Origin of the sequence: Achromobacter sp. Bel (assembly GCF_012928505.1) — a bacterium.
Lineage (GTDB): Bacteria > Pseudomonadota > Gammaproteobacteria > Burkholderiales > Burkholderiaceae_B > Achromobacter.
In genome coordinates this window covers 223,498-237,266 of record NZ_JABBJN010000003.1, presented here as the reverse complement: position 1 = coordinate 237,266, position 13,769 = coordinate 223,498, and the positions used below count along the sequence as shown (strand labels likewise).

General features: G+C 67.0%; 14 protein-coding genes. 2 read left to right on the top strand and 12 right to left on the bottom strand.

Annotation, left to right across the window (positions count from 1 at the left end; all coding sequences use genetic code 11):
* The 10 genes from HG262_RS03625 to HG262_RS03580 all read right to left on the bottom strand — a co-directional run.
* A partial coding sequence (locus tag HG262_RS03625) for a biotin/lipoyl-containing protein (RefSeq protein ID WP_169269737.1) occupies positions 1-523 on the bottom strand: 523 nt, incomplete at its 3' end.
* A 10-nt stretch (positions 524-533) separates the two neighbouring features.
* Positions 534-1,022, bottom strand: a complete 489-nt coding sequence (locus HG262_RS03620; RefSeq protein WP_169269736.1) for a VOC family protein — start codon at positions 1,020-1,022, stop codon at positions 534-536.
* Positions 1,019-3,202, bottom strand: coding sequence for a dehydrogenase E1 component subunit alpha/beta (locus HG262_RS03615; protein ID WP_169269735.1), 2,184 nt, complete (start codon positions 3,200-3,202; stop codon positions 1,019-1,021). Before HG262_RS03615 ends, HG262_RS03620 begins: the two co-directional genes overlap by 4 nt.
* A gap of 36 nt (positions 3,203-3,238) precedes the next feature.
* Entirely contained in the window at positions 3,239-4,027 is a 789-nt protein-coding gene (locus tag HG262_RS03610) for an SDR family NAD(P)-dependent oxidoreductase (RefSeq protein WP_169269734.1), read from the bottom strand.
* 36 nt (positions 4,028-4,063) lie between these two features.
* Positions 4,064-4,783, bottom strand: a complete 720-nt coding sequence (locus HG262_RS03605; protein WP_169269733.1) for an ABC transporter ATP-binding protein — start codon at positions 4,781-4,783, stop codon at positions 4,064-4,066.
* Positions 4,780-5,532 carry an ABC transporter ATP-binding protein gene (locus HG262_RS03600; RefSeq protein ID WP_169269732.1) on the bottom strand — a complete coding sequence of 251 codons (753 nt, stop codon included), beginning with the start codon at positions 5,530-5,532 and terminating at the stop codon, positions 4,780-4,782. Before HG262_RS03600 ends, HG262_RS03605 begins: the two co-directional genes overlap by 4 nt.
* On the bottom strand, positions 5,529-6,797 hold the full coding sequence (locus HG262_RS03595; protein WP_169269731.1) for a branched-chain amino acid ABC transporter permease: 1,269 nt from the start codon (positions 6,795-6,797) through the stop codon (positions 5,529-5,531). The genes HG262_RS03600 and HG262_RS03595 overlap by 4 nt, the downstream gene beginning before the upstream one ends.
* The gene (locus HG262_RS03590) at positions 6,794-7,735 is read right to left on the bottom strand and encodes a branched-chain amino acid ABC transporter permease (protein WP_169269730.1); all 942 of its coding nucleotides are present in this window, start codon (positions 7,733-7,735) and stop codon (positions 6,794-6,796) included. The genes HG262_RS03595 and HG262_RS03590 overlap by 4 nt, the downstream gene beginning before the upstream one ends.
* 156 nt (positions 7,736-7,891) lie before the next feature.
* Positions 7,892-9,127, bottom strand: a complete 1,236-nt coding sequence (locus tag HG262_RS03585) for a branched-chain amino acid ABC transporter substrate-binding protein (RefSeq protein ID WP_169269729.1) — start codon at positions 9,125-9,127, stop codon at positions 7,892-7,894.
* Between the two features lie 40 nt (positions 9,128-9,167).
* Positions 9,168-9,980, bottom strand: a complete 813-nt coding sequence (locus HG262_RS03580; protein WP_169269728.1) for a shikimate dehydrogenase — start codon at positions 9,978-9,980, stop codon at positions 9,168-9,170.
* 242 nt (positions 9,981-10,222) lie between these two features.
* On the opposite strand from HG262_RS03580, the gene HG262_RS03575 reads away from it, so the two are divergent.
* Together HG262_RS03575 and HG262_RS03570 are read left to right on the top strand one after the other, a co-directional pair.
* Complete coding sequence (locus HG262_RS03575) at positions 10,223-10,960, top strand: SDR family NAD(P)-dependent oxidoreductase (protein WP_169269727.1); 738 nt, start codon at positions 10,223-10,225, stop codon at positions 10,958-10,960.
* Between the two features lie 37 nt (positions 10,961-10,997).
* Entirely contained in the window at positions 10,998-11,744 is a 747-nt protein-coding gene (locus HG262_RS03570; RefSeq protein WP_169269726.1) for a FadR/GntR family transcriptional regulator, read from the top strand.
* Positions 11,745-11,765: 21 nt separating this feature from the next.
* On the opposite strand, the gene HG262_RS03565 is transcribed toward HG262_RS03570, so the two are convergent.
* Positions 11,766-13,103 (bottom strand): flagellar biosynthesis protein FlgA, encoded by a 1,338-nt coding sequence (locus HG262_RS03565; protein ID WP_169269725.1) that lies wholly within the window; start codon positions 13,101-13,103, stop codon positions 11,766-11,768.
* Positions 13,104-13,184: 81 nt separating this feature from the next.
* Positions 13,185-13,745: a 5'-3'-deoxyribonucleotidase gene (locus HG262_RS03560; protein ID WP_169269724.1), complete on the bottom strand. Its 561-nt coding sequence runs from the start codon at positions 13,743-13,745 to the stop codon at positions 13,185-13,187.
* Positions 13,746-13,769: the final 24 nt, after the last annotated feature.

The window sequence follows — 13,769 nt, the reverse complement described above, 5'->3', positions numbered from 1 at the left end:
TGCCCGTCACGCCCAGCAGGTCCACATGCCATTGCGACGCCAGACGGCGCGCCAGCGGGCTGGCGAACAGGCGTCCGCCAGGAACGGCGGCGGTGGAGGATGGCACGCCAGCCGACGCTGCGGCAGGCGCTCCTGCGGCAGGCGTTCCTGCGGCAGGCGCTCCTGCGGCGGGCGGCGTAGCGGCAACCGTCGACGCGGTCGCTGCCGCAGGTTCGGTCGTGGCGGCCGTGGCCGCCCCGCCGTGTTCGGCCAATGCGCGATCAATCGCCGAGGCATCATCGCCGTCGGCCAGCAGCACGCCGATCACGGTGTTGATTGGCACCGACGCGGCGCCGGCCTGGACCACGATGCGGCCCAGCACGCCGGCGTGTTCGGCGTTGATTTCGACGATGGCCTTTTCGGTTTCGATTTCCGCCAGCGCATCGCCGACGGCGACTTTGTCGCCTTCTTTCTTCAGCCACTGGTGCAGGTTGCCGCCCGACGTGTCGGCGGCAACGGAGGGGAGCTTGATAAGGTGTGCCACGATGTTCGTCCTAGTTTGCGGCGGCGGCCAGATCGGGCCGGTAGGCGGCGGGGTCGTCGTACTCGACCAGTTCCAGCACATTGCCTTCGGGGTCGCGGAAGAACGCCAGCCAGGTGCCGGGGCGCACTTCCATCGGCGCGGGCGCGCTGTCGAACACGACGCCCTTGGATTCCAGGTTGCGCACCGCGCCGGCCAGATCGCGCACGATGAAGGTCAGGTAGGTGGTGCCCTGGCGGTCCAGGATCGCGGCGCCGCGCACGGCGGATTCCGGCGCCACGCCGGGCTGCAGCAGCTTGATGCGCTCGCCGTAGGAAGTCTGCAGACGCGCCACGCTGTAGCCGTGCTCCGTCAGGCCGGTCGCGCGGGCCATGTCGGCGGGCACGCTCACCCGGTTGACGAGCGTCAGGCCGACGACGTCGGTATAGAACGCCAGCAGCGCGTCCAGGTCCTTGCAGCAGATGCCGATTTCCATCGGCACGGTCATTTGCAGCGCGCTCATGCTTGTTCTCCCAGGTCGGCCAGCACGTCGGCCAGGCCGGCCAGCACTTCCTCGGTATCCGCGAACGCCGCGCGTTCCAGCACCTTCGAGATGCTGGGCGAGGCCTCGCCGCCGGTGACGCGCTTGATCGGCTGGTCCAGCCAATCGAAGTAGCGGCGCTGGATCTCGTCGGACAGCATGGCGCCGTAGGACGTGCCACGCACGCCCTGCTCGACGATCAGCACGTTGTTGGTCTTCTGGATGCTGGCGCCGATGGTCTCCCAGTCCAGGCTGGCCCGATCCAGCGTACGCAGATCGATCACTTCGGCGTCCACGCCTGCCTCTTCAGCAGCCTTGAGCGCGCGGCTGACCATCGACAGATAGGTCAGGATGGTGACTTTGCCGCCGGTACGGCGCACGCGGGCCTTGCCGAAGGGGATGGCGTAGTCCAGATCGCCTGCCGGCATCTCGCCCGACGACGCATACAGGTCCACGTGCTCGATGACGAGCACCGGGTCCTTGGAGGCAAGGGCGGTGTTCATCAAGCCCACGTACTCGAAGGGTGTGGACGGGGCCACGATGCGCCAGCCCGGCGCCGTGGCGAAGATGCCAGCCGGGTCCATCGAGTGCTGCGAGCCGTAGCCCGTGCCCATCGCGACCTTGGTGCGCAGCACGAAGGGCACGTCGATGTCGCCGCCGAACATGTGGCGGGCCTTGCCGATCTGGTTGAAGATCTGGTCGGCCGCGACCCACATGAAATCGGGATACATGAATTCGACGACGGGCTTGTAGCGGCCGTCCATCGCCAAGCCGCCGCCCAGGCCGGCGAAGGCGTTTTCCGAAATCGGGGTGCCCAGCACGCGGTCGGGATACTTGTCTTTCAGGCCGCGCGTGGCGCCGTTGGTGCCGCCCTTCAGGCGGTGCACGTCTTCGCCCAGCACGACCACGCCGTCATCGGTTTCCATGCGGCGGTCCAGCACGTCGGCGACGGCGTCGACGAACTTGCGTTCGGCCTTCTCGCCCGTGTAGCCGTCGACGTCCTGGTAGCGCAACCCGGCCAGTTCAGCGCCGTCGCTGCGCAGGCCCACGTCGCGGAAGTCGGGGCTGGGCCAGAGGTCGGCGCGCACGCGGCGCTTGCCGCCTTCGACGGCTTCGGTCAGGCGGCCGGACACGTCCTTCATGACGTCCTTGCAGCGTTGGCGCAGCGTGTCCACCTCAGCTTGCGTGATCAGCGCGCGGCCGATCATTTCGGACGCGATCTTGTCCAGCGGATCGCGGCGGCGCCATTGCGCTTCTTCGTCCTTGGTGCGGTAACCGAAGGCGCTGCCCGGGAACGGGCCGTTCTGGTGGAAGAAGCGGTACACGTCCACTTCCACGATGGTCGGGCCATGGCCGGCGCGCATGTGCGCCACGGCTTCCGACATGGCCAGGTGCACGGCCAGCGGGTCCATGCCGTCCACTTTCCACGACGGGATGTTGAACGCCAGGCCGCGTGCCGACAGGCGGGGTTCCGCCGTGGACTCTTCCACCGTGGTCGACACGGCGTAGCGGTTGTTCTCGATGAAGAAGCACAGCGGCGTCTTCCATGCGGCGGTCAGGTTCATCGTTTCCAGCACGGAACCGATGTTTACCGCGCCGTCGCCGAAGTACGTCACCGCCACCCGGTCGGTGCCGGCGTGCTTGTGCGCCCAGCCCGCGCCAGCCGCCAACGGCACGCCGCCGCCCACGATGGCGTTGGTGCCCAGCGCGCCTGCTTCCAGCCAGCGCAAGTGCATGCTGCCCCCACGGCCGCGGCAATAGCCCTGGGCCAGACCCATGATCTCGGCCAGCGTCTTCTGCAGGACGTCATCGATGGCGGGGGTAAGCGGGTTGCGCGGATCCAGGCCCAGCGGGGCGACGTGCTGCAGCGCCTTGGCCAGGAACTGGTGGTGGCCGCGGTGCGAACCGTTGATCTGGTCGCCGGCGCCCAAGGCCAGCACCGAACCGACGGCGCCGCCTTCCTGGCCCACGGACGAATGCGCGGGGCCGTGCACCAGGCCTTCGGCGGCCAGGTCCAGCACGGCCTCTTCAAAGGCGCGGATCCAGTGCAACTGGGTGAGCATGGTGTCCAGCAGGGCGGGGTCCGCCTGCTGCCAGTCCTTTGCCTCGACCGTCAGTTGCCGCCAGGGCGCTTGGGGCTCAAGCGGTTGGTAGGTGGCCATGAGTGAATCTCCAGAATGTTTTAAGCGTCGATGCGGTTAAAGGTAGCTGTAGCGGCTCCAACCGCCGTCGGCCACCAGGGTGTGTCCGGTGATGTAGGCGGCCTGGCGCGAGGCCAGGAAGACCGCCAGGTCGGCCATTTCGGCCGGCTGCGCCATGCGGCGCAGCGGGGTGCGTTGTTTCAGGCGTTCGGGGTCCAGTCGGCCGCGTGCGGCCAGGTCGCGCACCAAATCGGTTTCGACATAGCCGGGCGCCAGCGCGTTGACGCGCACGCCCATCGGGCCCCATTCCACCGCCAGCGTTTCCGTCAGCAGCACCACCGCGCCTTTGGTCGCGCAGTAGGCGGCGCGGTCGGGCGCCGCCACCACGCCATACATGGAGGCCAGGTTGATGATGCTGCCCGAGCCCGCAGGCACCATGCGGCGGCCGGCGGCCTGCGCGCACAGGAAGACGCCGGTCAGGTTGATGTCGACCGCGCGGCGCCATTCGTCGATGGTCACTTCCAGCGTGGGCTTGTTGGCCGAGATGCCGGCGTTGTTGACCAGCACGTCGATGCGGCCCCAGGTCTGTTCGACCTGGGCGAAGGCGCGTTCGACGGCGTCTGCGTCGGTGACGGAAGCCTGCACCGCGATGGCTTGGCCGCCGTCGGATGTCAGCTCGGCCACGGCGGCGGCGAGGGCGGCGGCGTCCATGTCCAGCAGCGCGATGCGGGCGCCTTGGCGCACGAATGCCTGCGCGGTGGAAAAGCCGATGCCTTTGGCGCCGCCGGTGATCACGACGGTCTGGCCGCGCAGGTCGCTGTGGATGACTTCAGTAGGGTTGTCCAAGGTGTTTGCCTGTAGAAGAGGTTGCGTGGCGGCGCGTCAGACGGCCAGCCATTCCTGCACGATGTCCTGGCGCTCATGCAACTGCGCGGGCGGCCCTTCGAACACGATGCGGCCGTGGCCCATGACGCTGATGCGGGTCGACACTTTCAGCGCGATGGTCAGCTTCTGCTCGACCAGCACGACCGACACGCCGCGCTTGTGGATGTCGCGGATCACGTCGGCGATCACTTCCACGATCTTCGGCGCCAACCCTTCGGTGGGCTCGTCGATCAGCATGACCTTGGGGTTGCCCAAGAGCGATCGGCACATGGTCAGCATCTGCTGTTCGCCGCCCGACAGGTTGCCAGCCTTGGTATTGCTGCGTTCCTTCAAACGCGGGAAGTAGTCGAACATCTGCGCCACGGTCCAGAAGGGCGCGTCCTCGCGCTTGGGCTGTTCACCCATGCGCAGGTTCTCGTCCACCGTCAGGTTGGCGAACACCTCGCGCTCTTCCGGCACGAAGCCCAGGCCGGCGCGTGCGATCTCGAAGGGGCGCTTGTTGGTGATGTCGCGGCCTTCGATAGCGATGCGCCCGCCGGTCACATCCACCAGGCCCATGATGCTTTTCATGGTGGTGGAGCGGCCCGCGCCGTTGCGGCCCAGCAGGCTCACGACTTCGCCGCGCCCGATGGACAGGTCGATGCCGTGCAGGATGTGGCTCTTGCCGTAGTGCGCGTGCACGCCTTGCAGGCTGAGCAGGGGGGATTGCGTCGTCATACCGTTTCCTCTCCCAGGTAGGCTTCGCGCACGCGGGCGTCGCCGCGGATCTCGGCGGGCGTGCCGGTGGCCAGTATTTCGCCGTATACCAGCACGCTGATGCGGTCGGCCAGCGAGAACACCACCTGCATGTCGTGCTCGACGATCAGCAGGGTGCAGTCGCGCGTCACGTCCTTGATCAGTTCGACCGTGTAGTCGACCTCGTGCTGCGACATGCCGGCCATCGGCTCGTCCAGCAAGATGACTTTCGGGCGCGAGGCCAGCGTCATGCCGATTTCCAGCGAGCGCTGTTCGGAGTAGTTCAGGTCGCCGGCGGCCGTGCCTTGCTTGGCCGTCAGGCGAACTTTCTCCAGCAGGCGGTCCACGTCTTCGTTGACGGCGCGGTGGCGTGCGATGGGCCGCCAGAAGTTGTAGACCAGCCCGTGCATGCGCAGCACGGCCAGGCGCAGGTTCTCGCGTACGGACAGGCGCGGGAACACATTGGTGATCTGGAACGAGCGTGCCAGCCCCAGGCGGTTGATGGCTTCGGGCGCCAGGCCGCCGATGGAACGGGACCGCAGGCTGATGTCGCCAGACGTGGGCGCGAACGAGCCCGACATCAGGTGGAACAGGGTGGACTTGCCGGCGCCGTTGGGGCCGATGACCGCATGCCGTTCGCCAGCGTCGATCGCCAGGTTCACGCCGCGGATGATTTGCGCTTCGCCAAAGGACTTGCGCACGTCGGTCAGGGTCAGGATGTCGTGGCTCATTTTGCGGGCTCCAGCACAGGGGCGGTGGCGCCGTCGTCGCGCCACAGGGCCAGCGCCCAGCGGCAGGCCGCCAGGCCCACGGCGAACAGCGCCAGCGGGATCAGCCAGGTGGACAGCGCAAGCGGCGCCCACGCCTGGCCGAAGAGCGGGATGGGCGGCCACCCGGCTTCGGGATTCATGGCCAGCAGCGAGCGGTAGTCGCGGGCGAACATGCGTTGCAGCAGTTCCACCGAGAAGACGGTGGCGGCGGTCAAGAGCAGGCCGCCCGCCACCGACAACGCGGCGCGCGGCAGCCAGTTGGCCAGCCCGCGCTCGCGCAGCGACTTGGCGGCGCGTTGCACCAGGCCCACCAGGCCATCCGGCACGAACAGCATCACCAGCACGAACAGGATGCCCTGGTACAGCAGCCACGACCGGGTGATGTCGGCCAGCGTCTGCGACAGGAACGTCAGGATGGATGCGCCCAGCACCGGGCCCAGGAAGGCGTTGACGCCGCCGATGTAGGCGAACAGCACCGCGTCGGTGGACAGTTTCACCTCGAACAGCACGTAGTTGCCGGCCTCGATGTTCAAGGCCTGCAAGCCGCCCGCGATGCCGGCGAACATGGCCGACAGCGCGAACACCATCGTCTTCAACGCATGCGGGCGGTAGCCCAGGTAGCGCAGCCGGTTGGCGTTTTCGCGCAGGCCCAGAGTTAACCGGCCCAGCGGCGTGCGGGTCAGGCCGTACAGGGCAGCCAGCGAGATCAGCACCCAGGCCAGCACCAGGAAGTACACCTCGATGTCCGACCCGAAGGTGAAGCCCCACGCCGGCATGCGCATGGCCGACACGCCGGCCTCGCCGCCGAACACGCCTTTCAAGTGCGGCGCCAGCGCGTGCAGCAGTTCCGCCAGCGCCAGGGTGATCATCGAAAAGTACACGCCGGAACGCATGGTGGCGAACCAGCCCGCGACCACGCCGAACAGCAGGCCGGCCACGCCGCCCGCCAGCGGCATCAGCGGCGTAGGCAACAAGCCCGCGCCGCCCAGCGCGTTCATGGCGTGGATGGTGGCGAAGGTGCCCACGCCGAAGTACGCGGCGTGGCCGAAGGACAGCATGCCGCCCTGGCCCGCCAGCAGATTGAAGGCGCAGGCAAAGAGCGCCGCGATCAGCATCTGCACGGCCGCCACCAGCTGGCCCGGAGGCAGCAGCCAGGGCAGCGCGCACAGGAGGCCCACGCAGACGATCAGCAGCAGGGCGCCCGAGGCGATACGGGTAGGATTCATGCCTGTTCTCCCTTCAGGCCGGACGGCTTGACCAGCAGCACGACCAGCATCAGCAGGAAGGGCAGGGTCGCCGCCAGGCTGGAAATCTTCACGGTCATCAGGCCGCCCACGCTTTCGGCCCACTCGCCCGCGCCGAACAGGCCGAACAGGGACGCCAGGCTGGCGTCGATGCCAACCGAGAACGAACTGATCAGGCCGATCAGCAGCGACGCGATCATCGCGCCCTCAAGCGAGCCCAGGCCGCCCACGACGACCACCACGAACACCAGCACGCCCAGCTCCAGCGCCATGTTGGGGTTGGTGGTGTAGAAGGCGCCGGCCACGGCGCCCGCCAGGCCCGCCATCGCCGCGCCCACGCCGAATACGCTCATGAAAACCAGCGGCACGTTGTGGCCCAGGGCTTCGGCCATGCGCGGGCGGTAGATGGCCGACCGCACCACGATACCGACGCGGGTGCGCGACAGCAGCAGGTAGATCACGGCGAACATCGCCAGCGACACGCCGCCCATCAACAGGCGGTAAAAGGGGTAGTCCGCGTCGAACACGCGGAAGGCCGCGAAATTCAGGAACGGCGGCACGCGGTAATCCACGGGAAAGTCGCCATAGAACAGCTTGATCAGCTCGGCCACGATGAACGCCAGGCCGAACGTCACCAGCAGTTCCTGCGCGTGGCCGAACTTGTGGACGCGACGCAGGAAGAAACGCTCGACGCCCATGCCCAGCACGCCCGCGATGACCGTGGCCAGCACCAGCGCCGTCCAGAATCCGGTGACGGGCGTCAGCGTGTAGGCGGCGTACGCGCCAATCATGTAGAACGAGGCGTGCGCGAAATTCAGCACGCCCATCATTCCGAAAATCAAAGTCAGGCCTGCCGACACCATGAATAGCAGCAGGCCGTAAATCACGCCGTTCAACAGCGAGACGGTAAAGAATTCCATGTCCGCTCCATATTTCTTGCGCTAGGACGCGTGGCGTCCCGCGAGCGATCGCGCACGTTGTTTTTCCGGCCCGCGCCGGTGTGCGCGTGTTCTTGCGGTGGACGACGACGGGTTGCGCGCGCGGGACGCCAGCGCGCGCAACCCATCACCCTTCCATCAATCCGGCCGCTGCATCTTGCACGTGGCCTGCACCGGCGCCGACACGTCCGCCGCCGCCAGCACCTTCACCGGCTCGAAGCCCATGTCGGTGCCGTCGGCTTTGTACTTGGCGTTCTTGCTTACCTTGGACACGACCATCGGCAATTGCACCTGATGGTCTTCGGCGCGCATCGTGTAGGTGCCCAGCGTCGAGGTGTAGGTGACCTTTTCCAGCGCCTTTGCCAGCGCCGGCACGGAGAGCTTGCCGTCCTGAGGCGGCACCTGCTTGAGCGCTTCGCCCAGGAAGCGCACGCCGATGACGGTCTGCGGTTCCGTGTAGCTGGGGTAGTGGCCGGTCTTCGCCTTGTAGTCTTCGGCGAACTTGGCGCCTTCGTCGCCCGCGGCTTCGATGTTGTACGGGTGCGCGATGTAATGGCCCAGGGCCACTTCACCCGCGTTGGCCAGGTTGCCCACCTGGTCCAGGAACACCGTGGCGAAGCGCACCTTCAGGCCGGCGGCCTGCGTGGCCTTCATCAGCAGCAACAGGTCGTTGGACCAGTTGCCCGTGATGACGGTGTCGGGCGTGGCTGAGCGGATACGCGCGACGTAGGGGGCGAAATCCTGGATCTTGTTGACTTCGTGCAGCGTCTTGCCCACCACTTCATAGCCGTACTGCTTGGCGAAGCGCTCGGTGGCGCCTTCCATGTCCTGGCCCCAGGAATAGTTCTGGTTGATGGCGTACACGCGCTTGCCCAGCGTGCCGTCGGCCGACATCACCGAGGCCAGCGACTTCACGCGCAGGTCGGCGTTGGTGGCGAAACGGAAATGGTAGAAGTGGCACTTCTGGCCCGTCAGCTCCAGCGCTTCGCCGCCCACGTTCAGGAAGACGACTTCCTTGCCCGGGTTGCGCAGATTGTGCTTGCGCACGTCTTCGGTCAACTGGCCCGAGATGGCGGAAGACGAGCCCTGCACCAGGACCTGCACGCCTTCGGCGGCGGCGGCGCGGAAGCGGTCGGACGCGCCCACAGGGCCGCCCTGGTTGTCGAATTCGACCAGTTCCAGCGGCTGGCCGTTCCAGCCACCGGCCGCGTTGATGCGGTCCAGTTCATATTTGACGGCGGCCCGGAAAATCAGGCCTGTCGAGGCCTGCGGGCCCGACAGCGTTTCGATCAGGCCGATCTTGACGGGCGCGGCGTGCGCCGATGCGGCCATGCCGGCCAGGCACAGCAGGCCGGTGGTGAAAGCCAATTTCATGTGTGTCTCCTCCGTGGGACGGGAGTGGTAAGTCCGTGAATCAAGCAAGCGCGCTTTGCTGCGGCTCTTCTACGCCCAGAAAGCGGGCAATTTCGGTGAGTTGTCCTTCCAGCATGTACAGGCCGGGATGCGTGCGGCAGCCTTGCGCGGCGGCGGCGCGCAGCAAGGGGGTGTCGACGCGGCTCATCACGGCGTCGGCCACGACCGTGCCGGGGGCCAGGGCGTCTACGGGGAAGGGCAGGGGATCGGTGTCTTGAAGGCCCAGCGAGGTCGCGTTGATAGCGATGTCGCAGGGTTCGGGCTCGGAATCCGCCACGCGGATGTCCAGGTCGGGGTATTGACGGGCCAGGTGCGCGGCGAAGGCGCGCGCCTTGTCGGCCGACCGGTTGTACAGGCGCAGGCTGGCGGGGCCGGCGTCGGCCAGGGCACAGGCGATGGCCTTGCCGGCGCCGCCCAGGCCGGCCAGGTAGACGTGGCGGCCGGCGGGGTCATGCCCCTGGCTGCGCAAGCCGGCCACAAAGCCCAGCCCGTCGAAGTTGCCGCCGGTCAGCACGCCGTCTTGCAGGCGCACGGCATTGACCGCACCGATCAGCTGGGCTGCCGGGGTCAGGGCGTCGCACAGGGTGGCGGCATGTTCCTTGTGGGGCACCGTGACCACGATGCCGCCCAGGTTGGCCAGGCCGCGCAGGCCGGTGAACAGGCCGGGCAGGGCGTCGACGGACACATGGAAGGGGACCATGACGGCGTCGATCGCACGTTCACGCAGCAGGGCGTTCAGCCGCTGGGGCGTCTTGACGTGCGCGATCGGGTCCGCCGCGATTGCGAATACGGTAGTGCTGCCGGTGATTTCCACCTGGTTGTCCCCTGCCTGTTTGTCATGCGGCCTGCGGCCGTGTTTTTCCGACCCTTCTTGCCTGAAAGCGCGACTTGATTTACGCTTTCGGAATAAGTTGTCAGGCAACTTTATTAAGTTGTCCGATAAATCATAGGGCATGCGTTTTTCTCGTGTCAAGCAGCGGATTCAGGAGTTCAATCCAGGAAGCCGCTGGCGCTTGACAGGCCGCCGGCCCGCCCATAGAGAGCTTTGGAGACAGGATGATTTCGTTCGAAGGACAGGTGGCCGTCATCACCGGCGCAGGCAATGGCATTGGTTTGGCGACGGCGCGGCTGATGGCCGCCCACGGCGCCCGGCTGGTGCTGACCGACATCGACAACGCGCGCCTGGAGGCGATCGCGGCCGAGCTGGATCCCAGCGGCCAGCGGGTCTACACCCACGCGCTGGATGTGTCCGTGTCGCACGATTGCGAACGCGTGTTCGAGTCGGCAGCCAAGCATTTCGGCGGGCTGGACCATCTGGTCCACTGCGCCGGCATCTACCCGGAACAACTGGTCAAGGACACCAGCGACGAGGCTTGGCGCACGCTGATGCGCGTGAATCTGGACGGCACGTTCTACGTGTGCCGCGCGGCCCAGCGCCACCTGCGCCACAATGGGTCGGTCGTGTTGTTGACGTCCTTGGCCGCCCAGCGCGGCAGCTACGCGCACGCCGCCTATTCGGCGTCCAAGGGCGCCGTGCAGAGTTTCACGCGCAGCCTGGCGCTGGAGCTTGCGCCGCAAATCCGCGTGAATGCGGTGGCGCCCGGCATCATCGCCACGTCCATGACGCATGACCTGATTGGCCAAAAGGGCGCGCAGCTGCTGGAAAGCACGCCCTTGCGCCGTTTCGGCACGGCCGAGGAAATCGCCGGATCGATCGCGTTCCTGTGTTCGCCGCTGGCGGGCTTCGTGACCGGCGAAGTCATGCAGGTCAACGGCGGCATCTATATCGCTTAAAGTGCAGGACGCCGCCATCACGATCCGACGATTTTCCATGCAACCTACCCAAGAACAGGACCCGCCGCGCGCCGCGCCCAAGAGTTCGCTTTCCGCGGCCTTGGGCGACGCGCTGGCCGAGCAGATACGCCAAGGGGTGCTGGCCCCGGGGGACCGCCTGCCCACCGAAAAGCAGCTGACCGAAACCTATTCCGTCAGCCGCGCGGTCGTGCGCGAAGCCCTGGCACGCCTGAAGTCGGAAGGGCTGATCACGTCGCAGCAAGGCAGCGGCGTGTTCGTCGATCCGAATTTCCAGCGCAACGCGTTCCGCATCGCCGCGCCCACGCCGGGCGACACCGAGGACCTGGAGCACATCCTGGAACTGATGCTGTCCATCGAAGTCACCGCCGCGCGCTACGCGGCGCAGCGCCGCACCGAGCAAGACCTGAAGAAGATCCGCCAGGCGCTGGTGGGCATGGAATACGCGCTGATCAACGACAAGCTGGGCGACGAAGAGGACTACCAGTTCCATCAGGCCATCGTGCAGGCCACGCACAACCCGCATCTGGTCGCGCTGAACGACTACCTGGAAGCCAACGTGCGCCGGGTGATCCGCAGCGCCCGCCACAACACGGCGCGCCGGTACGCCGAACGCATGGCTGCGGTGCAAAGCGAACACCAGGCCATCTTCGCCGCGATCGAAGGGTCGGATCCGGATGCCGCCGGCCGCGCGGCCGAACAGCACCTGCGCAACGCGGCGGACCGCCTGCGCCTGTTCCAGGCCGAACGCCCCGCGCCGGTCTAGGCGGGCGGGGCGGGCCTTGGCCTACGCGAAGGTCTGTTCCATCTCACGGCGGAATTGCACGGCCGTCGAGCGCTCGTCGTATTCCACGTCGCGCCAGCGTATCGCCTGCGATTGGCGCACCGGGTTCTTCAGCTTGACCTGGTGCGACAGGCCCAGCGGTAGATAGCCTTCTTCGACCGAATCCGGCGCCGGCATCAGCCGGCCGTACACCGTGTAGCCGCCTTCGCCGTCCAGCAACTGGCCCGCTTGCAGGTCGCGCTTGGCGGTGGCCACCACGTCGCCATGCCAGCCGGCCGGCGCGCCGGTGGGCTCGCGGCGCAGGCCGACGCTGGCCACGCTGATGCCCAGCTCCAGCCCGATCAGGTGATAAGGCTTGTACATGGCGGTGAAGTTCCCGCTGGGATCCGTGACCAGCCCGTACTCCTGGAAGCAGCGCCGCACGTAATCGCTGTCGGCGGCCAGCGTCACGTAGACGCCCCAGCGCAGGTCGCGAAAGACCGGCCGGCCGTCGCGTTCCAGGGACGAGATCACTTCCACCTGCCCGCGATGGTGCAGGATGCCGCCGTCTTCGCGCGGGCGCAGCACGCGGGCCAGATCGTCCACGCCGCACGGCGGGAAATGCAGGCCCGACGGTGACGGCAAAAGGCCCGTGGCGTTCGACACCGCCGCCATTTCGATGGCGCTCTTGGTGCCGTCCAGGAAGCTGTTGAACATCTGCGCATTGAAGTCGCCGGCGGCGACCATTTCGGCGGTGAACCCGTAGTAGGGCCACACCGTGTCTGGCGTGGACGTATGGAATTCGGGCAGGTACTTGGTGCCTTTTCCCGCCGCCATCACTTCAAAGCCGGCGGCGCGCGCCCAGTCCACCATTTCGCAGATCAGGGCAGGCTGGTCGCCGTAGGCCAGCGAATACACGATGCCCGCCTCGCGCGCGCGGCGCGCCAGCAGCGGGCCGGCCAGCGCATCGGCCTCGACGTTGACCATGATGATGTCTTTGCCGTGTTCGCAGCAGGCCAGCACGTGGCCGATGCCGGCGGCGGCCTGGCCAGTGGCGTCGATGACGATGTCGACGTCGGGGCTGGCGATGATGGCGTAGGGGTCGTCGCTGAAATAGACCTTGCCGTTCTTGAACGCGTCATTGGTGCTGGCGGCGTTCAGCGCGCTGGCCGGCCAGCCTACGCGGGTCAGCGCGGCGCGGGCGCGGGCGGGCGCCAGATCCGCCACGGCCACCAGCCGCATCCCCGGGGTGCGGGGGGCCTGGCTCATGAACATCGCGCCGAACTTTCCGGCGCCCAGCAATGCAACTCGCAAAGGCTTGTGGTCGGCTTCTCGCTGCTTGAGCAGACGGTGCAGATTCATGGTGCGGGCTCCTCCGGGGTGGGGGTACAGCCAGCACAGAATAGTCCTAAACCATGACCGCTGAACAGGACCCGCACGGACTCATTCGTCTGCCGTATAGAGCTCGCCCGCCAGCACATTGCGCCAGTTCGCCCAGGTGATGCGGGGGCGATCTGCGACCTGCCGGTTGTAGGGCGCGTCAAACAAAATGTGCTTCCAGCGCGGCTTGGTCGCGCCTTCGATCAGTGGCTTGTCGTCGATCAGCAGATGGCCGTGCACCAGGGTCTTGTCCTTGGTCAGGATCAGCCGGTTGGTGGCCTCGCGTCCCAGGTGTTTTTCCACCCACAGGTACTTTTCGGCCACGCAGTTCTCGAACTGCGATAGCGGCGACGTGCAGATCCGCACGTCCATCCCCAAGGCCAGCAATTCGTGCACGGCGTCCAGCGCGCCCGGCACGGGCGGCAGGTTGCGGATGAATCCCGGGGCGGTATAGATGGCTTCGGCCATGCCGCGCAGTTCCGGCGCGTAGTCCTGGCGGATATAGAAGGATTTCCGGTCTTCGAATTCGACGGGGGCGATGTCCGGGTGGCGGGTGCGCCAGGCGTCGATGAACGCGTGCTCGAAATCCGCCAGCACGCCGTCTTGGTCCAGCAGGATGATCATGGTGATCCCTGGTCGTTGCAACCG